Below are 26,206 nucleotides of genomic sequence, written 5' to 3' on the forward strand. Positions count from 1 at the left end.
CGCTCCCTCAGCGCCCGGTCGAGCGCCGGGGACGGCCCCGGCCGGGCTTGGCGCCCGGCGCCGCGTCGCGCGGGCAGGACGGGGCGCCGCGCGTCGGGTCATAGGGGCCTTGGCCCTGGCGGGTTTGCTGGGTAAGGAAGGTTTGGGCACCGTTCTTGCGCCCGGCCCGCGCCCCCTCGCCGCCGGCCAATCCGGTGCCGGTGGGCTGGTGGCCGGGGATCAGGTGCTTCTTGCTCATGCCGATCAGATCGGTACGGCCCATCTGGCGCAGGGCCTCGCGCAGCATCGGCCAGTTCTCGGGATCGTGGTAGCGCAAGAAGGCCTTGTGCAGACGGCGCTGGCGCAGGCCCTTGGCCGTCGCCACCACCGGCCCGTCGCGGCGCACCGGCTTCAAGGGGTTGCGCTCGCCGTGGTACATGGCGGTGGCCAGCGACATCGGCGAGGGCAGGAAGGTTTGCACCTGATCGGCGCGGAAGTGATTGCGCTTGAGCCACAGGGCAAGGTTCATCATATCCTCATCCGTGGTTCCCGGATGGGCGGCGATGAAATAGGGGATGAGGAACTGCTGCTTGCCGGCCTGCTTGCTGAAGGTCTCGAACAGGGCGCGGAAGCGATCATAGGCTCCCATGCCCGGCTTCATCATCAGCGCCAGCGGCCCGTCCTCGGTATGTTCCGGGGCGATCTTCAGATAGCCGCCGACATGGTGGGTGACCAGTTCCTTGACATAGGCCGGGGTCTTGACCGCCAGATCGTAGCGCAGGCCCGAGGCGATGGTGATCTTCTTCACGCCCTGGATGGCGCGGGCCTTGCGATACAGATCGACCAGCGGCGTCTGATCGGTTTCCAGGTTCTTGCAGATATCGGGATAGACGCAAGACCAGCGCCGGCAGACCGCCTGGATCTTGGGGTCACTGCAATTCAGCCGCCACATATTGGCCGTCGGCCCGCCCAGGTCGGAGACGACGCCGGTGAAGCCCTCGGTCTTGTCGCGAATCTGTTCGATCTCGCGCAGGATGGAGCCTTCCGAACGGCTTTGGATCACCTTGCCCTCGTGCTCGGTGATCGAGCAGAACGAACAGCCGCCAAAACAGCCGCGCATGACATTGACCGAGAAGCGGATCATCTCCCAGGCGGGAATGCGCGCCCCGCCATAGGACGGATGGGGGGCGCGGGCATAGGGCAGTTCGAACACCCGGTCCATCTCGCCGGTTTCCAGGGGCAGCGGCGGCGGATTGAGCCAGACCTCGCGGTCGCCATGGGCCTGGACCAGCGGCCGGGCATGGCCGGGATTGCTTTCCAGATGGCCGACGCGGCTGGCGTGGGTGTATTGCACCGGATCGTCGCGCACCACCTCGTAGGACGGCAGGCGGATGACCGCAGGCACCCCTAGGGGACCGCGCGGCATGGCGCCGCTGTCGGCATCGACATCGCTGGCGTCAAGCACCGCCCAGCCTTCGGGAACCCTGGGCAGCATATAGGCGGTGCCGCGCAGGTCGCGGATGGTCGAAATCGCCTCGCCCTTGGCCAAGCGGTGGGCCAACTCGATCAAGGCCCGCTCGGCATTGCCAAACAGCAAGATATCGGCCTTGGAATCAAGCATCACCGAGCGCCGCACCTTGTCGGACCAATAATCATAATGGGCGACCCGGCGCAGCGAGGCCTCGATGCCGCCAAGCACGATCGGCACATCGCGAAAGGCCTCGCGGCAACGCTGGGAATAGACGGTGACGGCGCGATCGGGGCGGCGCCCACCCTCGGCGCCCGGGGTATAGGCGTCGTCCTTGCGGATCTTGCGGTCCGAGGTATAGCGGTTGACCATGGAATCCATGTTGCCCGCCGTCACCCCGAAGAACAGCGTCGGCCGGCCCAGTGCGCGGAAGGGGTCGGCGCTGGTCCAATCGGGTTGGCTGATGATGCCGACGCGGAAGCCCTGGGCTTCAAGAACGCGGCCGATCACCGCCATGCCGAAGCTGGCATGATCGACATAGGCATCGCCGGTCACCACGATGATGTCGCAGGCGTCCCAGCCAAGCGCGTCCATCTCGGCCCGCGACATCGGCAAAAAAGGCGCCGTGCCCAGGCGCTTGGCCCAGAACGGCTTATAGGAAAACAGGCTTTTGGCGGCTTCCACTCTATCCTCCGGCTCCCGCGGACGCCCCCCCGCCGCCGGATACTTTAAAAACGCTTGCTGGGGGCGAGTTTTACCCTAAGGCGCGGCGGAAACAAAGCACGGCCCGCAGCGCCACCGCCTTATCTCTGAAAATTCGCTCTAGAATACTTCTCTAGATCATTATTCTAGCCCGACCCCGGCGCCGTCGCGCACCAGCCGGCCGATCAGCGGCCGCAGCAACGGCAGGGCGTGGCGCAGGGCGATGCTGGGCGGGCGCAGGCGGGCCTGGGCCAGGCCGATCCTGCGGGTGATCGGCGGATCGATGATCGGGATCACCCGCACCAGCGCCGCCCCCGTCGATTGCAGGGCGACGCGCGGCGACAAGATGGAATAGCCAAAGCCCTCGGCGACCAGGGTGTTGATCGGATCAAGGGCGTCGATCTCCAGGCAAACCTTGGCGACCAGCCCGCGACTGGCGAAGGCGCGCTCCACCTCGTCGCGCAGACCGTGCGGCGGGCCGGGCAGGATCAGCGGCAACGCCGCCGCCGCGTTGAGGGGGATCGGCGTGGGCAGCGAACTGGCCGCCGGGGCGATCAGCGCCAGACATTCGCTGGCCAAAGGCTCGACGCCAAGGTCGCCGCCGGTCTCGCCATTGAACACCAGCCCCAGATCGAGCGTGCCGTCGCGCAGCCAGCCCATGATATGGCCCGACAGCCCCTCGATCAGCCGCAACCGCACCTTGGGCAATCGCCGGGCGACCAGCCGGGCGACGGCCAGACTGACCACCGGCCCCAGCGAGGTTGGGATGCCGATCGCCAGATCGCCGGCTGGATCGTCACGCCGGGCGCGCAACAGGCCGCCCAGGCCATCCCACTCGGCAAGCAACCGCCGCCCCTCGGCCGCCAGAAGCAGGCCCTCCTCGGTGGGCAGGGTGCCGCGCGGCAGGCGGTGAAGCAGGGCGGCGCCGACCTCGTCTTCCAGCCGCTTCAGGCTTTGCGACAGCGCCGGCTGGGCGACGCGCAGGGCGCGGGCGGCGGCGGAAAACGACCCGGCGTCGACCACGGCCAGGAAATAGCGCATCTGCCGCAGATCCATGGCCCGGGCCGCCCTTGCTTACTTGCCATATCAAAAAATGATCGATCCCATAAAAACTCTGTTTTTGACCTATGGCAAGCACCCGCCCACACTGGCGTCATGCTTTCGCCCGTAAGGAGCCGCCGCGATGACCCGATCTCCGCTTGCCAATTGGGATGACCTGCTCGACCTGGACGGCGCTTTGGCCGAAGACGAGCGGATGATCCGCGACAGCGCCCGGGCCTATTGCCAGGACAAGCTGATGCCCCGGGTGGTCGAGGCCAACCGTCACGAACATTTCGACCGGGCGATCATGACCGAGATGGGGGCGCTTGGCCTGCTTGGTCCGACCATCCCCGAGGAATACGGCGGCCCCGGCGTCAACCATGTCGCCTATGGGCTAATCGCGCGGGAGGTCGAGCGCGTCGACAGCGGCTATCGTTCGGCGATGAGCGTGCAGTCCTCGCTGGTCATGCATCCGATCTACGCCTATGGCAGCGACGCGCAGAAGGCCACTTGGCTGCCGGCCTTGGCCAGCGGCGAGAAGATCGGCTGTTTCGGCCTGACCGAGCCCGACCATGGCTCCGATCCCGGTTCGATGAAGACGCGGGCGACCAAAACCGCCGGCGGCTATCGGCTGAACGGCGCCAAGATGTGGATCACCAACAGCCCGATCGCCGATCTCGCCGTGGTCTGGGCCAAATCCGAGGCCCATGACGACAAGATCCGCGGCTTCCTGGTCGAACGCGGCATGAAGGGCTTTTCCACCCCGAAGATCGAGGGCAAGTTCTCGCTGCGCGCCTCGCTCACCGGCGAAATCGTCCTCGATGATTGCGTCGTGCCCGAAGCCAACCTGCTGCCTTTGGCCGAAGGATTGGCCGGGCCCTTTGGTTGCCTGAACAAGGCGCGCTATGGCATCTCGTGGGGGGCGATGGGCGCGGCCGAGTTCTGCTGGCACGCCGCCCGCCAGTATACCCTCGACCGCCTGCAGTTCGGCCGGCCGCTGGCCGCCACCCAGCTTATCCAGAAGAAACTGGCCGACATGCAGACCGAGATCACGCTCGGCCTTTTGGGCTCGCTGCGCGTCGGCCGGCTGCTTGACGAGGGCAAAGCGCGGCCCGAGGCGATTTCCCTGGTCAAGCGCAACAACGCCGGCAAGGCGCTTGATATCGCCCGCGTCGCCCGCGACATGCACGGCGGCAACGGCATCGCCGATGAATTCCACGTCATCCGCCATGTGATGAACCTGGAAAGCGTCAATACCTACGAGGGCACCCACGATGTCCACGCCCTGATCCTCGGCCGCGCCCAAACCGGGTTGCAGGCCTTCTTCTAAGGCATCCCAGCCATGGCCGCAGCCCTTGATGGCATTCGCGTTCTTGATTTGTCCCGCGTGCTGGCCGGCCCCTGGGCCAGTCAGGCCCTGGCCGACCTGGGGGCCGAGGTCATCAAGATCGAGCGCCCCGGCGCCGGCGACGACACCCGGTCGTGGGGGCCGCCCTTCCTCAAGGACGAGGACGGGCGCGAGACCACCGACGCCGCCTATTTCCTGGCGGCCAATCGCGGCAAGAAATCCCTGACCGTCGATATCACCAAAGCCGAGGGCCAGGATTTGGTCCGCGCCCTGGCGGCGCGCAGCCATGTGGTGATCGAGAACTTCAAGCTGGGCGGTCTGGCGAAATACGGCCTGGACTGGCCCAGCCTGCGGGCGGTCAATCCGGCCCTGGTCTATTGCTCGATCACCGGCTTTGGCCAGACCGGCCCCTATGCGCCACGGGCGGGCTATGACGCGATGATCCAGGCGATGTCGGGGCTGATGAGCGTGACCGGCGAACCCGATGGCGTGGCCGGCGGCGGACCGATGAAGGTGGGGGTGGCGGTGACCGATATCCTCACCGGCCTCTATGCGGCCTTTGGCATCCTCGCCGCCCTGCGCCATGCCGAAGCCACCGGCGAGGGCCAGCACATCGACCTCGCCCTGATGGATACGGCGGTCGCCTGCATGGCCAATCAGGCGGCCAACGCCCTGGTTGGCGAGCGCGTGCCCGGCCGCCTGGGCACGGCGCACCCCAATATCGTGCCCTATCAGGCCTTCGCCACCCAGGACGGCCATCTGATGCTGGCGGTGGGCAACGACGGCCAGTTCGCCCGCCTGTGCGCGATCGGCCAGCGCCCGGACCTGCCCCTAGATCCGCGCTTTGCCCGCAACCGCGACCGCGTGGCCCATCGCGCCGCCCTGCTGGCCGAGATCATCCCGATGATGGCGAGCCGCTCGACCGATGCCTGGATCGCCGCCCTGGAAAGCGCCGGGGTGCCTTGCGGCCCGATCAATACCCTGGATCGGGTCTTCGCCGATCCCCAGGTCATCGCCCGGGGCCTGCGCGTCGATGGCACCCACGCCGAGGCCGGCACGGTGCCGATGGTGCGCAATCCCTTGCTGCTATCAGCCACCCCGCCCACCCACACCGCCGGCCCGCCGACGCTGGGCCAGCATACTGATGGGGTGCTCAGCGACGTTCTGGGGCTGACCGCCGAGGACATCACCACCCTACGCCAAAAGGCGATCGTTTAGCGTGTGGCGATAGGCTTCTCGCCCCACATCGCCACGCCCAGAACGCGCCGCATATCGCGCAATGTCACCATCGGCGCCCCCCCTGTTCAAGACGGATAGGGGGGCTTTTTTGGGTCATTCGCGCCCTGCCTTGCCGGGGGTTTCCGAAGGGCCCAGGGTATCGGCCGGTAGGGCCGGGGTCCGCTTGCGCCCCGAAGCGCAGAGGAAAACTCCGCCGAGGGCGATAACGGCGCCACCCAGGATGACGCCCGGCCCGGGAACCTCGTCAAACATCACCCAGCCGAGGGCGGCGGCGAAGATCAGCCAGGAATACCACACCGGTCCGGTGATCGAGACCTCGGCCAGGGCGAACCCCCGGATATTGCAGAACTGGCCCAGCAGGGCCAGCGGCCCGAAGGCGATCAGCAAGGCCAGCGTCGGCCCCTCAAGGGGCACCCAGGTCATCAAGGCGACCGGCATCAAGATCAGCGTGCCAAACAAATTGACGTGGAACAAGATCGCCATCTTGCCCTCGCGCAGCGCCAATTGACGCATGAGAACGCGTTCCATGGCGACGAAGGCGGCGCCAGCCAGGGGATAGAACACCGCCCCGCCGGCCAGCAGGTGATCAAGCAAGCCGCTGAGGTCGGCCCGTCCGGCGATCACCAGCACGCCCCCCACCAGCGACAGCGCCACGCCAAGCCAGCGCAGGGGCCTCACCCGCTCGCCCAGCAGCACGATGCCCAGGATCACCGAGAAGACGCCGTCCAGCAGACCGATGGCCGAGGCCTCGGCCATCGGCAGCAAGGTCACCCCCTGGATCAGGCAGGCGCCGCCCAGGCCGCCCATCATCGCCCGGCTGAAATGGCGAAAGGGGCGCGGGCTGCGGCAGGCGCTCACCCCGCCGCGCCGGGCCAAGGCGAAGCCGACGATGCAAACCAGGGCCGAGGCATAGCGGATGGCCATGATCTGCAGGCCGCCGACACCGCCGCCGGCCAGACGGCCCGAAGCATAAACCAGGGTGAAGATGACGCAGGCGACCAGAACCCAGGCGACGCCGCGCGCCGTATCATGGACGCCATCGGGGGCGCCATCGGGGGCACTGTCAGGGGCGCCGTCGGGAGCGCCGGCGGCACGATCGCCCGGACGCGGAGCAGCGGAAGAAACGGCCATAAGGGGGGTCCTGAAGGGGAATGGCGGGGGAGGCCGCCCCCATCTTCGCCATCGCCGGCCGATCCGCAAGCCCTGATCGGCCGGACCGCAGTTAAGAAAAATCGTGGCCGATCGGCAAAAATCCCTTTAAGGTTGCCGAACCTGTTCCAGGGGGGCCCCGGCAAGGGGCTGAGATACCGATGGCTGAAGGGGGCTTTCCCCGAGGGCGCGCGGTGACCCTTCGAACCTGATCCGGGTCATGCCGGCGAAGGGACGGAACGCGGGCCGGCGCACTCGTTCCCTTCGGCGGCCCCCTCCCCTCCTCCCCGTCAGCAGACCGCCCTTTTTCTCGACGGAGAAGAGCGATGACTGCGCCGTTTTTATCCTCCCTATCCCCCACCAGTCCGCTGGCCAGCGCCACGGCGCCCTTTCCCGGCTCGCGCAAGGTTTATGCCCGCCCGGCCGACGCCCCCCATTTGCGCGTGCCCTTTCGCGAGATCATCCTGTCCGACCCGGGCGAAGCCCCGGTGCGGGTGGCCGACCCTTCGGGCCCCTATAGCGATCCCGAGGCGACGATCGATCTGCGCCAGGGATTGGCCCGCCATCGGGCGTCTTGGGCCAGCGCCCGGGGCAATTCCACGGTCACGGCCGGCCGCCCCGCCCCGAGTGAAGGCGATTTCGAGGCCTTTCCCCTGACCTACGCCCCCTTGCGCCGCCGCGATGAGACCCCCTTCACCCAACTGGAATACGCCCGCGCCGGAGTGATCACCGACGAGATGATCTATGTGGCGACGCGGGAGAACCTGGGCCGGGACAGCGCCGTGGCCGGGGCCTGCGCGCGGTTGGCGGGCGGCGAGGCCTTTGGCGCCGCCCTGCCCGCCCATGTCACGCCCGAGTTCGTCCGCGCCGAGATCGCCGCCGGGCGGGCGATCATCCCGGCCAACATCAACCATCCCGAGCTTGAACCGACGATCATCGGCCGCAACTTCCTGGTCAAGGTCAACGCCAATATCGGCAATTCGGCCCTGGGATCGTCGATCGAGGACGAGGTGGCAAAGCTGGTCTGGGCCATCCGCTGGGGGGCCGACACGGTGATGGATCTGTCGACGGGCAAGGCCATCCACGCCACCCGCGAATGGATCTTGCGCAACAGTCCGGTGCCCATCGGCACCGTTCCCCTGTATCAGGCTTTGGAAAAGGTGGGCGGCGACGCCACCCGCCTTGACTGGGCGGTGTTCGAAGACACCCTGATCGAACAATGCGAACAGGGCGTTGATTATTTCACCATCCATGCCGGGGTGCGGCTGGCCCATATTCCGCTGACCGCGTCGCGCACCACCGGCATCGTCAGTCGCGGCGGTTCGATCCTGGCCAAATGGTGCTTGTCCCACCACCGCGAGAATTTCCTTTATGAGCGCTTCGCCGATATCTGCGCCATCCTGCGCCGCTATGACGTGGCCTTTTCGCTAGGCGACGGCCTGCGCCCGGGATCGGTGGCCGATGCCAATGACGCCGCCCAATTCGCCGAACTCGACACTTTGGGCGCCTTGACGGCGGTGGCCTGGGAGCACGGCTGTCAGGTGATGGTCGAAGGCCCGGGCCATGTGCCCATGCACAAGATCAAGGCCAATATGGACCGCCAACTCGCCACCTGCGGCGAGGCGCCGTTCTATACCCTGGGGCCCTTGACCACCGATATCGCGCCCGGCCACGACCACATCACCTCGGCGATCGGCGCGGCGATGATCGGCTGGTTCGGCACCGCCATGCTGTGCTACGTCACCCCCAAGGAACACCTGGGGCTGCCCGATCGCGCCGACGTCAAGGCCGGGGTGATCGCCTATAAGCTGGCCGCCCATGCCGCCGATATCGCCAAGGGGCATCCCGCCGCCCAGCTGCGCGACGACGCCATCAGCAGGGCGCGCTTCGATTTCCGCTGGAGCGACCAGTTCAACCTCGGCCTCGATCCCGAAGGCGCGCGGGCCTTCCACGACGAAACCCTGCCCCATGCCGCCCATAAGACGGCGCATTTCTGTTCGATGTGCGGGCCGAAGTTCTGTTCGATGAAGATCAGCCATGATATCCGCGACGGCGCCCTCGAGGGGGCGGACGCCCTGACCCAGGCCGGACTGGACCAGATGAGTGCGACCTTCCGCGCCAGCGGCGGCGAGGTCCACCTTGATGCGCAAGCTCTCGACGCCCTCGCCTGGGAGGGGAAACCCGCGCGATAAGAAGCCGGGGCAAGGGCGTTCGCCCTCGCGCGAAAATGGCGTAAACTGGCGGGCGTTCTTTTGAAAATGGGGGAGGCGGCGGATCATCCCGCCGCTTCCCCGCCCCGGATCAGGACCGTCCAGCATGCCCTTTCTTCTTGCCATCGACCAGGGAACCACCAGCAGCCGGGCCATCGTTTTCGATCACGAGGGCCAGCCGATCGCCCGGGCCCAAAAGGACCTGGTCCAGTATTTCCCCGGCGATGGCTGGGTTGAACACGACGCGACGGCGATCTGGGAAGACAGCTTGGCGGTGGCCCGCGAGGCGCTGGACCGGGCCGATGTCGCCGCCCATGCCATCAGCGCCATCGGCCTGACCAATCAACGCGAAACCGCCGTGCTGTGGGAGCGCGCCAGCGGCCAGCCGGTTCATAACGCCATCGTCTGGCAAGATCGCCGCACGGCGGCGCTGTGCCGCGAACTGAAGGCCCAGGGCCATGAGGCGCTGGTGCGGCGCAAGACCGGCCTGCTGATCGATCCCTATTTCTCGGCCACCAAGATCGGCTGGATGCTTGATCACGATCCGGTGTTGCGCCGGCGGGCCGAAGCCGGCGAGCTGGCGTTCGGCACGGTCGAATCCTGGCTGCTCTATAAGCTGACCGGCGGCGCCGTCCACGCCAGCGACGCCACGAACGCCGCCCGCACCTTGCTGTTCGACATCCGCGCCAACCGTTGGGACGAGGATCTTCTGGCGCTGTTTCGCATCCCCGCCGCCCTGCTGCCCCGGGTGGTCGATAACGCCGGGCGCTTTGGCGAAACCCTGCCCGGGCTGTTCGGCGCGCCGATCCCGATCACCGGCATGGCCGGCGACCAGCATGCCGCCATGGTCGGCCAGGGCTGCTTCACCCGGGGCATGATCAAATCGACCTATGGCACCGGCGCCTTCGCCCTGCTCAACATCGGCCAGACCTTCGTCGAAAGCCGCAATCAATTGCTGACCACCCTGGCCTACCGGCTGAATGGCCAGAGCACTTATGCCCTGGAAGGCTCGATCTTCGTCGCCGGGGCGGCGGTGCAATGGCTGCGCGACGGGTTGCGGGCGATTTCCAGCGCCGCCGAAACCCAGGTCCTGGCCGAAGCCGTGGCCGATACGGGCGGCTGCTATATGGTTCCGGCCTTCACCGGCCTCGGCGCCCCCTATTGGGACCCGGAGGCGCGCGGCGCCATCCTTGGCCTGACGCGCGACACCTCGCTTGAACAGGTCGCCCGCGCCGCCCTGGAGGCCCAGGGCTATCAAACCCGCGACCTGCTCGATGCCATGGCCGCCGACAGCGGCACCAAGCCGCTGGCCCTGCGCGTCGATGGCGGCATGGTCGCTAATGATTGGGTCTGTCAGTTCCTGGCCGATATCACCGGCATCGCCGTTGAACGCCCGCGGGTGATCGAAACCACGGCGCTGGGCGCCGCCGCCCTGGCCGGCCTGGGAGCGGGGGTCTTCGCCAGCCCGGCCGACCTTGGCGGCCAATGGCACCGCGACCGCCTGTTCACCCCGCATATGCCCGCCAGCCGCCGCGAAAGCCTGTACGCCGGCTGGGTCCAGGCGGTGCGCCGGGTGGCCAGCGATCTGCGGTAACGGACGATCACATGCCGTCGATCACGGCGCGAACCGCGCTTTCGCCCGCCGGCCGATCGACGGCGAGCCCCTGGGCGCTGGCTGCCGCTGCCAGGGCGGCGACGGCGCGCAGCGCGTGATCGGGTTGGGCGGCCGGGCCCATATGGCCGATGCGCAGAACCTTGCCCGCCGTCGCCCCCCGCCCCAGCGACAGCAACACGCCCGACCGGTCGCGGGCATGATCGCGCAAGGCCTTGTCCGACAGGCCGTCGGGGATGCGGATCGCCGTGGTGGTCGGCGAACAGAGCGCCTCGCTGGTCGGCCACAGCGCCAATCCCAGGGCCAGAATCCCCGCCCGGGTCGCCCGCGCCGTCAGGGCGTGGCGGGCCCAGACCGCCCGCTCGCCCTCGGCCAGATGGCGCGCAAGGGCGGCTTCCAGGCCATAGATCTCGGCGATCGACGGCGTGACCGGAAAGGTCCGGCCGTCCTCGATAACGTCTTGCCAATCAAGCAGGCTGAGGAACGAGCCGCGCGGCGCCTGGGGATTGGCCCGCATTTTGGCCCAGGCGCGATCGGACACGCCCAGCAAACTCAGCCCCGGGGTTCCGCCCAGGCATTTCGCCGGCGAGGTGATGAACAGATCGGCCGCCACCGCCTCGGGAAACACCTCCATGCCACCGAAGGACGACACGGCATCGACGATCAACAAGGCGCCGTGGGCGGCGACCACCGCGCCGATGTCGGCCAGCGGATTGAGCGTGCCCGAGGGCGTGTCATGATGACAGACGGCGACCACGCCGATATCGGGGCGCGCGCGTAAGCTCCGGGCGACGTCCGCCGGATCGATCGCCGCGTCAAACGGCACGGCCAGTTCGATCACCTCGGCGCCGGCGCGCAAGGCATAGCGGCCAAAGCCCTGGCCATAAACGCCCGAGACCAAATTGAGCACCACGTCCTTGGGGCCGATCAGTCCGGCGGCGGCGGCCTCGATGCCCAAGATCGCCTCGCCTTGCAAAATCACCGGCGGCGTGGACAAGCCCATCACCCGGCCCAGCATCGCCAGAACCTGGGCGTAATAGCCGCGAAAGGCGTCGTCGCCATCATAAAGGATCGGTCGCGACAGGGCCTCGGAAACCTCGGGATAGGCGGTGACCGGGCCGGTGGTCAGCATCAGCGGCGGCGAAGGGGGAGCCATGAGCGTCCTAAAGACCAAGGGGAACGGGCGCCGGGTCGTCGGCCCGCCGGTCGGCCGCCGTGACCGGGGGCATCCAGGCCCGTCCGGGCACCGCCGCCATCAGGGTTTTCGTATAGGGGTGATGGGGATCGGCGAACACCCGGGCGGTCGGACCGGCTTCGACCACGGCGCCATCCTTCATCACCAGGATATCATCGGCGATCTGTCCGGCCACCCGCAGATCATGGGTGATGAACAGCACCGACAAATTCAGCCGCTCGCGCAGATCGGCAAGCAGGGCCAGAACCTGGGCCTGCACCGAGACGTCAAGGGCCGAGACCGCCTCGTCGGCGACCAGCACATCGGGATCAAGGGCCAGGGCGCGGGCCAGACCGATGCGCTGGCGCTGCCCGCCGGAGAACTCGTGGGGGAAGCGGTCCACCGCCTTGGGGTCGAGGCCGACCAGGGCGAACAGCTCGCGCACCCGGGCTTCGACCTCGCGGCGCGGCGCCCCGCGCACGATCGGCCCCTGGGCCACCAGCTCGCCAACCCGCCGCCGGGGATTGAGCGAGCCATAGGGGTCCTGGAACACCATCTGGATGCGCCGGCTTTCGCGGTGCCAGTCGTTGTCGGTCAGGGCCGATAGATCGATGTCGTCGAGATGGATGGAGCCGCTTTCGCTGGTCAGCAGGCGGACGACGCAGCGCGCCAGGGTCGATTTGCCCGAGCCGCTTTCGCCGACGATCCCCAGCGTCGCCCCGCGCCGCAGGGTGAACGACACATCCTTGACCGCATGGGTCACCCGTCCGCCCCGGCCAAAGAAGCCGCCGCTGCGATAGGTCTTCGATAGGCCCTCGACCCGCAGCAACGGCGGGCCGGTGACCGGCCGCGGCGGCGCCGGAACCAGCGGCGGCACGGCGGCGATCAGCGCCCGGGTATAGGGATGGAGCGGATGGTTGAGGACCTGGGCGGCCGCCCCCTCCTCGACCACCTCGCCGCCGCGCATCACGGCGACGCGATCGGCGATTTCCGCCACCACGCCGAAATCATGGGTGACGAACAGCACGCCCGTGCCCTTGCGCCGCTGCAGATCGCGGATCAGGGCGAGGATCTGCGCCTGGGTGGTGACATCAAGCGCCGTGGTCGGCTCGTCGGCGATCAGCAGCGCCGGCTCCAGGGCCAGGGCCATGGCGATCATCGCCCGCTGGCGCTGCCCCCCCGACAGCTCGTGGGGATAGGCCTTGGCCGCCGCCACCGGATCGGGGATCAGCACCTCGGCCAGCAGATCAAGCACCCGGCGTTCGATCTCGGCGCGGCCAAGCGTGCCATGGGTGCGGAAGGTCTCGGCGATCTGATCGCCGATGGTATGCAGCGGATTAAGCGCCGTCATCGGTTCTTGGAAGATCATCCCCACCCGGGCGCCGCGCACGGCGCGCATGGCCGCTTCGGACAGGCCGAGCAGATCCACGCCTTCAAGCAGGATGCGCCCGCCGGTGATCGGCGTCGACGGCCCAAGCAGTCGCATGATGGCGCCAGCGGTCATCGATTTGCCCGAGCCGCTTTCGCCGACCAGACAGACGATCTCGTCGGCGCCGACGGTCAGCGAAATGCCGTTTAGGGCGAAGGGACGGTCGGCGCTTTTAGGCAGGGCGACGCGCAGATCGTCGATAATCAGGCGGGGGGAGGCCAAGGGAAGGGTCGGCGCGGTCATTGGTCGGCAAGCCTTGGGTTAAGGGCGTCGTTCAGCCCCTGGCCGACAAGCGACACCGCCAGAACGGTCAGAAGAATGGCAAAGCCGGGGATGGCCGAAACATACCACTCGCTGCGCAGCACCCCCCGGCCCTGGCCGATCAGATTGCCCCACGAGGACACATTGGGGTCAGACAGATTAAGGAAGGCCAGCGCGCTTTCCAGCAAGATGGCCGTCGCCATCACCACGCTGGCGTAAACGATGATCGGCGGCAGGGCGTTGGGCAGGATCTCGCGGAAGATCAGCCGCAGGTCGCGCAGGCCGGCAAGGCGGGCGGCCTGAACGAATTCCCGCCCGCGCAGCGACAGGAACTCCGCCCGGGTCAGCCTAGCCGGCGCCGGCCACGAGACGATGCCGATGGCGATCACCACGGTTTCGATGCGCGAGCCGAAAACCGCGATCAGCAGCAGCAGCAACAGGAAATTCGGCAGGGTCTGAAAGGCGTCGGTGATGCGCATCAGGGCGTCATCGACCAGCCCGCCGTAATAGCCGGCCAGGGCGCCGACCAGCACGCCGAGCGCGATGGCGATCGAGGTGGCGACGACGCCGATCACCAGCGACAGCCGGGCGCCATGGAAGATCTGGGCGGCGATATCGCGCCCCGAATTATCCGTCCCCAGCCAGAAGCGGGGATTGTCTAGCGGCCATTGCAGCGGCCGTCCGGCCAGGGCCAGGGGATCGCGCGGGAACAACAGATCGGCGCTGAGCGCCAAACCGAGGACGGCGATCAGCAAGACCAGCCCGAGCACGGCCGACGGATTGCGGAAATAGCGACGAAAAGCGGCCATCGCTTCAGTGTCCTTTGGCGCGGATGCGCGGATCAAGCCGGGCATACAGCAGGTCGACGATGAAATTGACGACGATCACCAGAACCGCCGACAGCAAGACAATGCCGAGCAGGGTATTGAGATCGCGCTGCACCACCGATTCGTAAGCCAGCCGGCCGAGGCCCGGCAGGGTGAAGACGCTTTCCACCACCACCGATCCGCCCAGCATGGTGCTGGCGTTCAGGCCGATCAGGGTCAGCATCGGCAACAGGGCGTTGCGCAGCACGTGGTGGGTGACGATCTTGGTCTCGTCCACCCCCTTGGCCCGCGCCGTGCGGACGAAATCGAGCGAGGAGACCTCGAGCATCGAGGCGCGCATGATCCGCAGATAGGTGGCAAGGAAAATCAGCGACAGGGTGATCGTCGGCAGGGCCATATGGCGGGCGATATCCAGGGCCCGGGTCAGTCCCTGATAGCCCGCCCCCACCTCCTCGAAGCCGCCCGGCGGCAGCCAGCCCAGCTTGACGGCGAAGACGACCACGGCCATCAGCCCCAGCCAGAACGACGGCGTGGCGTAGAAGACCAGCCCAAGGGTGGAGATCAGCGTATCGGGCCATTTATTGACCCGCCGCGCCGCCAGAACGCCCAGGGCCACGCCGCCGCTCACCGCCACCACCAGCGAGGCGCCCATCAGCAGCAAGGTGACCGGCAGGCGTTCGACGATCACATCGATCACCGGCTTGCCGTAGATGGCCGAATAGCCCAGGTCGAACTGCACGAGGCGCAGCAGATAGCGCCCCAACTGCACCGCCACCGGGGCGTCAAGCCCATAGAAGTGGCGGAGCGTTTCGATGATCTGGGCATCGCCGCCGCCCATCTGGGCCAACAGCGCGTCGACCGTGTCGCCCGGGGCGAGTTGCAACAGCAGAAAAACGCCGACCAGAATGATCAGCAAACTGGGGATGCTTGTCGCCAACCGGCGCAGGGCGAACAGGAAAAGGCTCATGAAATCGTCCGATTTTCACTCTGGCGGGCCACCCGAAAGCGGCCCGCCGACCCCGATGGTAAATCCTACTTGGCAATCCAGGTATCATGCCAGTCACTGGACGGCCAGCGCGGGATATTATGGTGGTTTTGGACGACTTTATTGGTGACCGACACGAATTGCCGCTCGGTGGCGAACCACACCGGCAACTCTTCGTTGATCACATCGACCAATTGGGCGTAAAGGGCCTTGCGCTTGACCGGATCGATCTCGGCGGCGGCATCGTCGATCAGCGTATCGACCTCGGCCGATTCCCAACCGAACTGGTTGGTCCACGGCGCGCCCTTGGGGCTACCCGAGCGGAACCACACGGTGGTCGACACCGCCGGATCGCCCCGATACTGGTGCCAGCCGGTCGCCAGATCGAAGTTCCAATCCTTGTAGATCGCCGACAGGGCGCCAGCGACATCAAGCTGGACGATCTCGACCTTGATGCCGACCTCGGCCAGCGACTGCTGAAGGAAGGTGGCGAACTGGGGCACATCCTCGCCGTTCAGGATCGGCAACAGGCGCAGCGAAAAGCGCTCGCCGCCCTTTTGGCGCGGATAGCCGGCCTCGTCGAGCAGGGCCTCGGCCTTCTTGGTGTCAAACGGATAGGGGAAGGCGCCGCCCGGATAAAAGGCCTGGGAAATCGACGGGATGAAGCCGGTCGCCCGCTTGCCGCGCCCATAGAGGAAGTTCTCGACGAAGAAATCGACATCGACGGCATGGGCGATGGCGCGGCGGACGCGGACATCGGCCAGTTCCTTGCGGCGATGGTTGAACTCGACCGTATTGTTGAACGAATTGGCCTCGTTGCCGCGCGACGACACCTCGAAGCGCGAATCCTTGGCCAGGCGTTCGATGTCCGACAGGGCGAGCTGGGTATAGGCGCTGATCTGCACCTGCCCGGTTTCCAGGGCGGCGCTGGCGGCCGATTTATCGGTGATGAAGCGCCAGACGACGCGGTCGAGATAGGGTTCGCCCTTCCGCCAATACTCGGGATTGCGCTCGGCGACGATATACTGGCCGCGCTGGTATTCGACGAATTTGAACGGACCGGTACCGATCGGCGCCGTATTCGCCGGGTTTTCCAGAACGTTGGTGCCCTCGAACAGATGGCGCGGCACGACATAGCCCAGATCGGCCAGGGCGCGCAGCAACAGGGGCAGCGGCATGGTCCGGCTATAGCGGAAGATCGCCGTGGTGGCGTCGGGGGTGTCGACGGCTTCCAGATAGCGCTGAAGCTGGGTGCCGTAATTCAGGTGCTTCTTCCACAGCTCCATCGCCGAATACTGAACGTCGGCCGAGGTGAAGGGCTTGCCGTCGTGCCACTTCACCCCCTCGCGCAGGGTGAAGGTCACCGATTTGCCATCGGCGGCGGCCTCCCAACGCGTGGCGAGAACCGGCGTCGGCGCGCCATCGGGGCCAAGATCAACCAGCGATTCGATGATCTTGCTGGTGATGACATAGACCCCCGTCGAGGCGCGCAGCGCCGGATTGAGGATGCGCTGCTCGGAACTGAGATGGGCGGTCAACACGCCGCCGGCGACCGGCGCCGGGGCGCCCTGCGCCCAGGAGAAACGCGGCAGGGCCGCCGCTCCCGCCAGAAGGGCGGTTGAGGCAAGAAAACTTCTGCGGGACAGGGACATAGGGGGGAACCTTCATACAAAGAGAGAAGGAAAAGCGGCAGAGAGAGGGACAGGGGAAGGGGATGATTCGGTCGGCGATCGCGGGGGAGGACGGCACCCCAGTTTTAAATGCTAAAAATCTATGATCTTTATATACTGACGATGCGCCGCCGCCGATGCAACCCTTTTCAAAATGCAAAAACGTCGGGGGCGTTCCCCCGGGGACGCCGCCTTGACAGGCCGGTATCACCGCCCACATTGAACGACGAAGTCCCCGCATGGCGCGGTTGGCACGGATGCAACCAACAAGGCCTCGGCCGTGAGCAAGGATCCCTATCGCATTCTCGGCGTCGGCAAGGACGCCACCGCCGATGACATTCGCAAGGCCTACCGCAAACTGGCCAAGGCCTCGCACCCCGACCTCCATCCCGGCGACCCGCAGGCCGCGGCCACTTTCCGCGAGCTGGCGGCCGCCCATGACATTCTTGGCGACAGCGCCAAGCGGGCGCGCTTCGATCGCGGCGAGATCGACGCCAGCGGCGCCGAACGCGCCCCCGAGCGGCCCTCCTCCGCGCCAGGGGGGCCGGGTTCCGGCGCCTCGTCGCGCTATTATTACCGCGATTACGCCGATGCCGGGGCCACCGGCGGCTATGGCACCACCGCCGGCTTTGAGGATTTCGAAGACCTCTCCGACCTGTTTTCCGCCGGCTTGGGACGCGGGCGCAAGGGGCCGCGCCCGGGACGCGACCTGCGCTTTCACCTCACCCTCGATTTCCTCGACGCGGCGAATGGCCTGCGCAAGCGCGTCACCCTGCCCGATGGGCCGGTGCTGGATCTGACCATCCCGCCCGGAACCCGCGACGGCGAGATCCTGCGCCTGAAGGGCAAGGGAGCGCCGGGCCTGAACGGCGGCGAGGCCGGCGACGGTCTGGTCGAGATCAGCGTGCCCCCTCACCCCGCCTTCCAGCGCGACGGCGACGATATCGTGATCGAGGTGCCGATCACTCTTGACGAGGCGGTGCTGGGCGGCAAAATCGAGGTTCCAACCATCAGCGGCAAGGTGGCGATGACCCTGCCCCCCGGGACGACCAGCGGCGACGTGCTGCGCCTGCGCGGCAAGGGCATTCATCCGGCCAATCGCCCGGCCGGCGATCAACGGGTGATCTTGAAAATCGCCCTGCCCCCGGCCATCGACGGCGCCCTGGCGAACTTCCTTAGCCAATGGCGCAAGGATCACCCCTATGATCCCCGCGCCCCCCTCATGGCCCAAACAACCCCTGCCGCCCATACGGCCCATGCGGGTCGGAGTAAGACATCATGAGATTAAGTGAACGCGACGTGGTGGCGAGCGTCGGCCAGCTTTCCCTAACCCACCTGCGCCTATGGGTCAGCGAGGGCTGGGTCGCCCCCGCCCAGGGCGAAGCCGGCCCGGCCTTCGACGAGATCGACCTCGCCCGCGTCCGCCTGATTTGGCAGCTGCGCAGCGAGATGGACCTGAACGAGGAGGCGATCCCGGTGGTGCTGTCGCTGATCGACCAGATCCACGGCCTGCGCCAGGAATTGCGCACCCTGGCCGGCGCCGTCGACGACCTGCCCGCCGACAGCCGCGCCCACCTGCGACGCGCCCTGGGCAAGCGCCGCCAGGGCGAGGGATGATTTCGCAAAAAACCCGCACGTCACCCTTGACACCCCGCCAGCCCCCCTGTAAATAGCCGTCCTCCACAGCGACGGCGGAGTAGCTCAGTTGGTTAGAGCAGCGGAATCATAATCCGCGTGTCGGGGGTTCGAGTCCCTCCTCCGCTACCACCAATACAGTGTGAAGAGCCTCGCCCGGTTTACGCCGGGCGAGGTTTACTATTTGGGCCAAGTGCCCGTGAAGCTTCAGGTTTTTCTGCCCTCGCCCCTCGCCGGGGAAAACCTCGATGCAGGCGATCAAGGCGCGTAGATGCTCCACCGCCAGCGCGGTATTCGCGCCCCGCCAGCTCCGCCGTAGCCTTCCGTAGCCTTGATCTTGCGCTCGAGGCGCCGCAACGCGTCACGCATCTTGTCACGCTGCAGCATGCCTTCCGCGCGCAGGCGCTCCGCGTTGTAAGTCTCGACCACCAGGGCGACCATCTCGGGCGACAGCAGACGGCCGCGCAGGGCCCCGTCACCCGCAGGTGGTAACTCCCCCACCCTAAACTCGCCCTCTCCATCGGTGTCCTTCGAAGTATCGAAGCCATTACCGGCCTGAAGCTGCGTTAAGGGAGACGTGCCATGAAAACCTTTTATCTGGCCGTTATCGACAAGGACCCCGAGTCCGATTACGGCGTGAGCTTCCCCGACTTTCCCGGCTGCGTCAGCGGTGGGGAAACCGTGGCCGAGGCGATCACCATGGCCGAGGACGCTTTGGCCCTGCACCTGGAAGGACTGGCCGAGGCTGGCCAACCGATCGCCGACCCGACGCCGGCGGATGCGGTGGTTGACGCCCCCGAGGTGAACCGCGTGGCTTTGGTGATGATCCCGGCCGATCGCCCGGGGCGCATGGTGCGGGTCAATGTCACGCTGGAAGAAGGGCTGCTGGCGCGCATCGATCGCACGGCCGGCCCGCGCGGCCGCAGCGCCTTCCTCGCCCAGGCGGCGGATCGCGCGCTGCGCCAGGGGTAACGTTTCAGCGTCGAAGCGGTTGAAACGACTCGAACTTTATTCCTACGGGTAGCTTTCCGACATGCCATTGCGGGAGGGAGCACGGCATGTCGGATAGTGGTTACGATGCGGCAATGAGAAATGTCGGCCAGGGACGATCGCGCGGGATCAGGATGGCAAGGCCGGTGATTCGCTTCGCTCCGCTCCCCTCAGGCGGCGCGGGGCTGCACCTTGGCGATGATCTGATCGCCCACGGCGATCTCGGCGACTTCCAGGTCGAAATCTCGCTGCATATTCAGCCAGAATTCCGGGGTGGTGCCGAAATATCGGGAGAGGCGCAGAGCGGTGTCGCCGGTGACGGACCGCCGCTCGGCGGCCAGATCCTGGATGCGGCTAACCGGAACGTCGATGTCTTTGGCCAACTTATAGGCGCTGATTTTCAGCGGCTTCATGAACTCCTCCCGAAGCTGTTCGCCGGGATGGACGGGGGAGAGATCCCTGATGGTCATGTTCTTGATCTCCTTAGTGGTAGTCGACGATTTCAACATCTTCGGCACCGCCGTCTTTCCAAACAAAACAGATGCGCCATTGGTCATTGATCCTGATGCTGTGCTGCCCGGCCCGGTCCCGTTGCAGGGCCTCCAGGTGGTTGCCCGGGGGCGCTCGCAGGTCGGTCAGCACTTCGGCGGCATGGATCTGCCGCAGCTTGCGCTGGGCGATGCGTTGGATATCGTGGGGCAGCTTACGGGCAAAACGCCCGTGAAAAAGCCCCTCGGTATCCTTGTCTGCGAACGATCGGATCATGCGCCAACTATACCCGCCTCGGGTTCAGACTGCAACGCGTGTATACGCGGCGCGGGTTGTTTCAAACAGATCAATTCCCGCACCCTTATTGGGTTTCCATACCCTTATCGATTTTCACCAGCCCGCTAGAAATCGTCGTCGTCGTCCTTGTCCGCGCCCTTGTCTTTGCTATCCGGCTCGGCGCTTTCGGCCGTGATGCTGGTGGTGAACCCGCCCGACCCGTCAACGGTGTGGCTCACCTCGTGGGCCCATCAGCGCACCGCGGTGATTTCCGGGCGGAAGCCGGTGACGACGAAGGGTTGACCGGCAACGATGTCGGCCCGGCCGAGGGCGAGCGACAGGCGCAGCGAGAATTGCCCGCGCTGAAGGGCCGACCAATCGGCTTGGGCCGCAAAGAAAAAGGGGTCAAAGAAAAAGGGGTCAGACCCGGTTTAGACCCCTTTTCATTCGGTCCAAGCCTGAATATCCAAGATCAGGGCCGAGTGGTCGGAAATGCGGTCGAGGCGTTCGGCATGGGAATAGAAGACGTCGGTGACCCTTGCGGCCAGCGAGGGCGAGGCGAAAGCGTGGTCAAGGCGGAAGCCGTTTCCCTTGTGGCTGAACCAAGTGAACTCGCGGCCCTCGGGATTTCGGGCACGCCAGAGATCGACGAACCCGGCCTCTTCCATGCGGTTCATGAAAGGGGCGGAAACCAGAGAGGTCCCTTTCTCATCAATGAAGTGCTTGCCGGTGTTGAAGTCGCCGATGACCAGCGTCGGGCTGGCCTCGCGCCGCCGCGCGGCGGCGACGACCGCCTCCCAGTAAGGCGTCTTGGCCTCGCCCATCGGCATGTACACGCCAATAACCGAGAGTCCCGCAACCAGCCCTTCCAGCAAAAGATGGGGCTTTCGCACCGTGGTATCGAGGGGCTGCACCGCATCGACATAGTCCCGGGCGGCGATCAGCACGCCATTGGAGGTCTTATGAGTAGGAACAAAGTGTTCATACCAAAGACCAATGTCTCTCAAACCGGCCCGCAGCCGTTGGCCCGAGGCATCGTTACGGAACTCTGTGAGAATAAGCACATCAGGCCGATGACGAACGATCCGCGTCAGAATGGCGTCGACCCGCCGCCCACCGCCATGCAGGATATTCCAACAGACCACCCGGATCAGGGGCGGGGTCTTTTCTCCGATTTTGCGCACGAAGATCCTTTCGCTCGTGCGGTCACCATCACCCAAGAGGAGATCTTCGTCTACCTCATAGGCCTTATTCTGGTCCCTACCGCCACGGAAGGGGAGAGTCTCGGGAAAATCAACCAGCCCCTTCGCCGCAAAGACATGGACGAAGGGGGCTTGGGGGGCTTTTTATGGGCGAGTGTTTCGACCATCCCCCACAGGAGCCCCCCTCATGCGATCCCCCCTCCCCCTCTCCTTCGCCTTCTGCGCCCTCGCCCTTCCCGCCGTGGCCGGCGAACCGATGGCCGCTTACGGCGAGTCCTATCAGGGACCAAAGACCTTGACGGTCGAGGTGGCGCCGACGGCCAAGGGCGATCACGTGCTGATCAAAAGCCATGGGGTCAACCATCCCTGGGATGGCAAGGTCTTCCTCGCCGAGGTGTGATCGGGGCCCAAGGGCCGCATCGATTACGTCATTCAGAACGAGGGGCCGATTACATGCTGATGCAAGACGGCCAACAGCAGGGCGCCGCCCTCTCGCTGCCCGGTCTGGGCGCCCTGTAGCTGCGCTTTGACCGCGACGCGGCGCTCAAGGTTCAGCCCGCGCATCTGATGACCGAGTATGAAAGCCAACCCTCCGCGGCCGCCCCCTAACCCCCGACCCCGGTCGCGGCGGCCTCGCCGCCGCCGCTCCCGCCTTTCTCCAGAGTGCGATGCATTTTGCAAGAAAGCTTGCTTTCGGCGAGGCGCCGAAAGGGGCGCGCTGAGTACCGCTCTGTTATAACCCGCCCTTTCCCGTGGCATCGCGCATGCGTGAGATCGCCCGGGGCTCTCGCAAGCCCGGTCGCCAGCACAGGATACCGTCCTGTCTGTCTCATAAAAAGGCGCGGGAAATCATGATAAAACTCCATTCCATTCAGATGAAGATCTCAGGCCTGTCGGGGGCCTGCCTGATCATCGCCGCCGCCACTTTGATTTCTTTTTCCATTTACTCGTCGAAAACCACCCAGACCTATGTCGGCGAGCGCACCGGCGCGCTGAGCCTCGCCAATGCCGAGGATATCTTGCGCAATCTGGCGACCACCCAGGCCGCCTCGATCAAGGCGACGCTGAACGGCGCTTTTGATGCCGCGCGCACCACCGCCAACACCTTCGGCGCCCTGGAAGACGGCCCCAACAACAGCCCCGATCAGGCCCGGGCGCAACGTCAGGCGTTCAACGCCATCTTGTTGAACGTCTTGAAGGACAATCCGGAATTCAACGGCACTTATTCGGCTTGGCAGCCTGATGGGCTTGATGGCCAAGACGCCCTGTTCGTTGACGGCACGGCGACCGGATCGGACAAGACCGGGCGATTTTTGCCCTATTGGACGCGCGGCGCCGATGGCACCCTGGCCATCCAGCCCTTGGTCGAATACGACAGCGAGGCCCGCCATCCCAATGGCATCGTCAAGGGGGCGTGGTATCTGGGGCCGCAGCGCACCGGCAAGGAAAGCATCGTTGGGCCGCTGCCCTATATCGTTCAGGGCAAGCCGGTTTTTCTCGCCACCATGTCGGTTCCCGTCGTCGTCGGCGGGGTTTTCCAAGGCGTCGCCGGGGCGGATTACGATCTGTCTTTTGTGCAGAAGCTGGCGGTCAGCGTCTCGGCCTCGCTCTTTGACGATCATAACGATGTGATGATCGTCAATGGCGACGGCTTGGTCGTCGCCCACAGCAAATACCCGCAATCGATCGGCAAGCCGCTGGGCGAGAACGATCCCGATGCGGCGGCGCTCTTCCCCAAGTTCGATCCGACCAAGGCGGTGACTGTTGACGATGGAGCGACCAAATCGCTGGTCGCCATGGCGCCGATCGCCATGGGCCGCACGGGAACCTCGTGGGCGGTGGTCATCCGCGTGCCACGCGCCGTCGTGCTTGAACAAGCCATCGCCCTTGAAACCGAGATCCAGAGCCGCACCAACGATACCATCAGCACCCAGCTTGGCGTTGGCGTCGTCGTCGCCATTCTTGGCATCGGGCTGGTCTGGCTGTCGGCGGGCGGCATCTCGCGGCCTTTGGTGCGCGTCGCCCAGGCGATCTCCCAGATCTCCGGGGGCAAGACCGACATTACGATCGTCGGCCTGACCCGCAAGGACGAGTTGGGCACCATGGCGCGGGCGACCGACGCCCTGCGCACCTCGGTCGACGAGGCCTTCAAGCTCAAGCAGATGGTCGAGCTGCAGCCCACCCCCACCCTGCTCTGCCATCCCGCCGATCTGACCATTACCTATATGAACGCCGCCGGGCGGACGCTGCTTGATCATGTTCTCAAGGGACGCGGCCTGTCGGCGGCCCAGGCGATGGGCCACCCGGCCAACGAGTTCCACCCGTCGCCGGGCGAAATGCGCCGCCGCGCCACCACCCCGTCGGCCATGCCCTTCAAAGAGCGCTTCACCCTTGATGGCGTGATCATCGAAAGCAACGTCACCCCGATCTTCGATCAGGGCGGGGCCTTCCTCGGGCCGATGTTGAACTGGACCGACGTCACGCGCTATGTGCGCATGGCCGATGATTTCGAAGGCAAGGTGCGCTCGGTGGCCTCGGCCGTCAGCGACTCGGCGCAGAAACTGTCCCATGATTCCGAAGACATGCGCCGCATCTCCGAGGGCGTCAGCCAGAAAAGCTCAAACGTCGCCGCGGCATCGGAGGAAATGGGCATCAACATGCAGACGGTGGCGGCGGCGACCAACGAACTGACCGCCTCGCAAGGCGAAATCGCCCGCACCATCTCGCTCACCGCCAATGGGGCGACCAAGGCCGCCGAATCGGTGACGACGGCGGTGGACCGGGTGCGCGGCCTGGAAAAAGCCGCCGCCGATATCGGCGCGGTGATCGCCCTGATCACCGACATCGCCAGCCAGACCAATCTGCTGGCCCTCAACGCCACCATCGAGGCGGCACGGGCGGGAGAAGCCGGCAAGGGCTTCGCCGTGGTCGCCGGCGAGGTCAAGGCCCTGGCCAATCAAACGGCGCGGGCCACCGATACCATCCGGGCGACGGTGGTCGATATGCAGCAATGGATGGGTCAGGCCGTGGACTCGATCACCGAAGTCAATGACATCGTCATCGGCATGCGCGAACAGGCCTCGGGCGCGGCGGCGGCCACCGAACAGCAAACCTCGGCCACCTCGGAAATCACCCGCAACGTCGAACAGGCCTCGATCGCCTCGCGCGAGGTCGGCCTGCATATCGGTTCGGTCGCCAGCGAAGCCATGCAGGCCCTTGAAAACACCCAGGGCATCAAAGCCGCCGCCGACGACCTGTCGGCCTCGGCCCGCCAGTTGGAAAAGGAGGTCGACGGCTTCCTCAGCCACCTGCGCGAGGTATAGGCGGAGGGGCTGCGGTTTGGTCTAGCGGCTGGCGCCGATCCAGCCGCCGCCCAGCACCCGGGCGTCGTTGTCGTCAAGGCCGTAGAAGACGGCGGCCTGGCCGGGGGCGACGCCGTGGGCGGGTTCGTCAAGCACCACCCGGGCCTCGCCCGCCGCCGCGCCGGGGAAGATCTGGCCGGGAAAGGGCGGCGAGGCGTGGCGGATCTTGATGCGGGCCCGGGTTCCGGCGCTGGCCGGCCCCTCGCCCTCGCCCAGCCAGTTAAGGCCCGAGACCGCGATCTCGCGCCGCGCCAGGGCGGCGTGGGGACCAACGACCAGCCGGTGGGTCGCTGTATCCAAGGCGATCACATACAACGGCTCGGCCGAGCCGCCGATGCCGACGCCCCGGCGCTGGCCCACGGTGAAATGGATCAGCCCGGGGTGATGACCAAGCACGGTGCCGTCCAGATCGACGATCTCGCCCGCTTCGACCACGCCGGGGCGCAGGCGCTCGACGACCTTGGCATAATCGCCATCGGGCACGAAACAGATATCCTGGCTGTCGGGCTTGTCGCCGACCGCCAACCCCAGACGGCGGGCGATGGCCCGGGTCTCGTCCTTGCTGGCCATGGCGCCCAAGGGAAACAGCAGGCGGCCAAGCTGGCCTTTTGTCGTGGCGAACAGGAAATAGCTTTGGTCGCGGCCGGGATCGACGGCGCGATAGAGCCGGGGGCCTTCGGGGCCATCCAGGCGGCGCACGTAATGGCCGGTGGCCAAAGCTGTGCCGCCCAGATCCAAGGCCGCCGCCAGCAGGTCGCGGAACTTGACCGTCTGATTGCACAAAACGCACGGAATCGGCGTCTCGCCCCGGCCATAGGACGCGGCGAAGGGCTCGATCACGTCTTCGCGGAAGCGGCTTTCATAGTCGAGCACGTAATGGGCGATGCCGAGGCGATCGGCGACGCGACGGGCGTCATGGATATCCTGACCGGCGCAGCAGGTGCGCGCCCCCGGCCCCAGCGGCTTGCCGTGGTCGTAGAGCCGCATGGTCAGCCCGACGACATCGTGCCCCTGTTCCTTGAGCAGGGCGGCGGTCACCGAGCTGTCGACGCCGCCCGACATGGCCACGACCACACGGCCGCCGACCGGCGGGGGCGAAAGGGGCGTCTGGGACATGGTCTTGATCCTTTGCGGGCGTTTTGCCGGACGACCGGCGGC

At 66.4% G+C, this 26,206-nt stretch carries 22 protein-coding genes, 1 tRNA gene and 1 riboswitch; of the genes, 10 read left to right on the plus strand and 13 right to left on the minus strand.

The window, feature by feature from the left end; translation table 11 throughout:
- Nucleotides 1–7 precede the first annotated feature (7 nt).
- Together RRU_RS10385 and RRU_RS10390 are read right to left on the minus strand one after the other, a co-directional pair.
- On the minus strand, nt 8–2,131 hold the full coding sequence (locus RRU_RS10385) for a YgiQ family radical SAM protein (protein ID WP_011389756.1): 2,124 nt from the start codon (nt 2,129–2,131) through the stop codon (nt 8–10).
- A gap of 159 nt (nt 2,132–2,290) precedes the next feature.
- The gene (locus RRU_RS10390) at nt 2,291–3,205 is read right to left on the minus strand and encodes a LysR family transcriptional regulator (protein ID WP_011389757.1); all 915 of its coding nucleotides are present in this window, start codon (nt 3,203–3,205) and stop codon (nt 2,291–2,293) included.
- A gap of 127 nt (nt 3,206–3,332) precedes the next feature.
- Here RRU_RS10390 and RRU_RS10395 point away from each other — a divergent pair, with 127 nt between their 5' ends.
- Together RRU_RS10395 and RRU_RS10400 are read left to right on the plus strand one after the other, a co-directional pair.
- Nucleotides 3,333–4,520, plus strand: coding sequence for an acyl-CoA dehydrogenase (locus RRU_RS10395; protein ID WP_011389758.1), 1,188 nt, complete (start codon nt 3,333–3,335; stop codon nt 4,518–4,520).
- 12 nt (nt 4,521–4,532) lie between these two features.
- Nucleotides 4,533–5,756: a CaiB/BaiF CoA transferase family protein gene (locus tag RRU_RS10400; protein ID WP_011389759.1), complete on the plus strand. Its 1,224-nt coding sequence runs from the start codon at nt 4,533–4,535 to the stop codon at nt 5,754–5,756.
- Nucleotides 5,757–5,870: 114 nt separating this feature from the next.
- On the opposite strand, the gene RRU_RS10405 is transcribed toward RRU_RS10400, so the two are convergent.
- The gene (locus RRU_RS10405; protein ID WP_011389760.1) at nt 5,871–6,908 is read right to left on the minus strand and encodes a DMT family transporter; all 1,038 of its coding nucleotides are present in this window, start codon (nt 6,906–6,908) and stop codon (nt 5,871–5,873) included.
- Nucleotides 6,909–7,046: 138 nt separating this feature from the next.
- A riboswitch (TPP riboswitch) is annotated at nt 7,047–7,179 on the plus strand.
- A 73-nt stretch (nt 7,180–7,252) separates the two neighbouring features.
- On the opposite strand from RRU_RS10405, the gene thiC reads away from it, so the two are divergent.
- Nucleotides 7,253–9,118 carry a phosphomethylpyrimidine synthase ThiC gene (gene thiC / locus RRU_RS10410; protein ID WP_011389761.1) on the plus strand — a complete coding sequence of 622 codons (1,866 nt, stop codon included), beginning with the start codon at nt 7,253–7,255 and terminating at the stop codon, nt 9,116–9,118.
- A gap of 124 nt (nt 9,119–9,242) precedes the next feature.
- Nucleotides 9,243–10,730, plus strand: coding sequence for a glycerol kinase GlpK (glpK, locus tag RRU_RS10415; protein WP_011389762.1), 1,488 nt, complete (start codon nt 9,243–9,245; stop codon nt 10,728–10,730).
- Between the two features lie 7 nt (nt 10,731–10,737).
- Here the strand turns inward: glpK and RRU_RS10420 are convergent, their stop codons facing one another.
- From RRU_RS10420 to RRU_RS10440, 5 genes are all read right to left on the minus strand, one after another.
- On the minus strand, nt 10,738–11,904 hold the full coding sequence (locus RRU_RS10420; RefSeq protein ID WP_011389763.1) for a pyridoxal-phosphate-dependent aminotransferase family protein: 1,167 nt from the start codon (nt 11,902–11,904) through the stop codon (nt 10,738–10,740).
- A gap of 7 nt (nt 11,905–11,911) precedes the next feature.
- On the minus strand, nt 11,912–13,594 hold the full coding sequence (locus RRU_RS10425) for an ABC transporter ATP-binding protein (protein WP_011389764.1): 1,683 nt from the start codon (nt 13,592–13,594) through the stop codon (nt 11,912–11,914).
- Entirely contained in the window at nt 13,591–14,421 is an 831-nt protein-coding gene (locus RRU_RS10430) for an ABC transporter permease (RefSeq protein ID WP_011389765.1), read from the minus strand. Before RRU_RS10430 ends, RRU_RS10425 begins: the two co-directional genes overlap by 4 nt.
- 4 nt (nt 14,422–14,425) lie before the next feature.
- Nucleotides 14,426–15,406 (minus strand): ABC transporter permease, encoded by a 981-nt coding sequence (locus RRU_RS10435; protein ID WP_011389766.1) that lies wholly within the window; start codon nt 15,404–15,406, stop codon nt 14,426–14,428.
- 65 nt (nt 15,407–15,471) lie between these two features.
- Nucleotides 15,472–17,076 carry an ABC transporter substrate-binding protein gene (locus RRU_RS10440; protein WP_011389767.1) on the minus strand — a complete coding sequence of 535 codons (1,605 nt, stop codon included), beginning with the start codon at nt 17,074–17,076 and terminating at the stop codon, nt 15,472–15,474.
- 298 nt (nt 17,077–17,374) lie between these two features.
- Between RRU_RS10440 and RRU_RS10445 the strand changes: the two genes are divergently transcribed.
- From RRU_RS10445 to RRU_RS10455, 3 genes are all read left to right on the plus strand, one after another.
- Nucleotides 17,375–18,376, plus strand: a complete 1,002-nt coding sequence (locus RRU_RS10445; protein ID WP_011389768.1) for a DnaJ C-terminal domain-containing protein — start codon at nt 17,375–17,377, stop codon at nt 18,374–18,376.
- Entirely contained in the window at nt 18,373–18,711 is a 339-nt protein-coding gene (locus RRU_RS10450; RefSeq protein ID WP_011389769.1) for a chaperone modulator CbpM, read from the plus strand. The genes RRU_RS10445 and RRU_RS10450 overlap by 4 nt, the downstream gene beginning before the upstream one ends.
- Nucleotides 18,712–18,784: 73 nt before the next feature.
- A tRNA-Met gene (locus RRU_RS10455) sits at nt 18,785–18,861 on the plus strand.
- Between the two features lie 126 nt (nt 18,862–18,987).
- On the opposite strand, the gene RRU_RS10460 is transcribed toward RRU_RS10455, so the two are convergent.
- Complete coding sequence (locus RRU_RS10460) at nt 18,988–19,170, minus strand: hypothetical protein (RefSeq protein WP_207187479.1); 183 nt, start codon at nt 19,168–19,170, stop codon at nt 18,988–18,990.
- A 141-nt stretch (nt 19,171–19,311) separates the two neighbouring features.
- On the opposite strand from RRU_RS10460, the gene RRU_RS10465 reads away from it, so the two are divergent.
- On the plus strand, nt 19,312–19,701 hold the full coding sequence (locus RRU_RS10465; RefSeq protein WP_011389771.1) for a type II toxin-antitoxin system HicB family antitoxin: 390 nt from the start codon (nt 19,312–19,314) through the stop codon (nt 19,699–19,701).
- Between the two features lie 188 nt (nt 19,702–19,889).
- Here the strand turns inward: RRU_RS10465 and RRU_RS10470 are convergent, their stop codons facing one another.
- From RRU_RS10470 to RRU_RS10480, 3 genes are all read right to left on the minus strand, one after another.
- Nucleotides 19,890–20,189 carry a HigA family addiction module antitoxin gene (locus RRU_RS10470; RefSeq protein WP_011389772.1) on the minus strand — a complete coding sequence of 100 codons (300 nt, stop codon included), beginning with the start codon at nt 20,187–20,189 and terminating at the stop codon, nt 19,890–19,892.
- Between the two features lie 13 nt (nt 20,190–20,202).
- On the minus strand, nt 20,203–20,484 hold the full coding sequence (locus RRU_RS10475; RefSeq protein ID WP_011389773.1) for a type II toxin-antitoxin system RelE/ParE family toxin: 282 nt from the start codon (nt 20,482–20,484) through the stop codon (nt 20,203–20,205).
- Between the two features lie 443 nt (nt 20,485–20,927).
- Nucleotides 20,928–21,704 (minus strand): endonuclease/exonuclease/phosphatase family protein, encoded by a 777-nt coding sequence (locus RRU_RS10480; protein ID WP_207187480.1) that lies wholly within the window; start codon nt 21,702–21,704, stop codon nt 20,928–20,930.
- Between the two features lie 169 nt (nt 21,705–21,873).
- On the opposite strand from RRU_RS10480, the gene RRU_RS10485 reads away from it, so the two are divergent.
- Together RRU_RS10485 and RRU_RS10490 are read left to right on the plus strand one after the other, a co-directional pair.
- Nucleotides 21,874–22,086 carry a hypothetical protein gene (locus tag RRU_RS10485; protein ID WP_011389775.1) on the plus strand — a complete coding sequence of 71 codons (213 nt, stop codon included), beginning with the start codon at nt 21,874–21,876 and terminating at the stop codon, nt 22,084–22,086.
- A 451-nt stretch (nt 22,087–22,537) separates the two neighbouring features.
- Nucleotides 22,538–25,009: a methyl-accepting chemotaxis protein gene (locus RRU_RS10490; RefSeq protein ID WP_011389776.1), complete on the plus strand. Its 2,472-nt coding sequence runs from the start codon at nt 22,538–22,540 to the stop codon at nt 25,007–25,009.
- A gap of 21 nt (nt 25,010–25,030) precedes the next feature.
- On the opposite strand, the gene mnmA is transcribed toward RRU_RS10490, so the two are convergent.
- Nucleotides 25,031–26,164 (minus strand): tRNA 2-thiouridine(34) synthase MnmA, encoded by a 1,134-nt coding sequence (gene mnmA / locus RRU_RS10495; protein ID WP_011389777.1) that lies wholly within the window; start codon nt 26,162–26,164, stop codon nt 25,031–25,033.
- Nucleotides 26,165–26,206: the final 42 nt, after the last annotated feature.

Origin of the sequence: Rhodospirillum rubrum ATCC 11170, assembly GCF_000013085.1 — a bacterium.
Lineage (GTDB): Bacteria > Pseudomonadota > Alphaproteobacteria > Rhodospirillales > Rhodospirillaceae > Rhodospirillum > Rhodospirillum rubrum.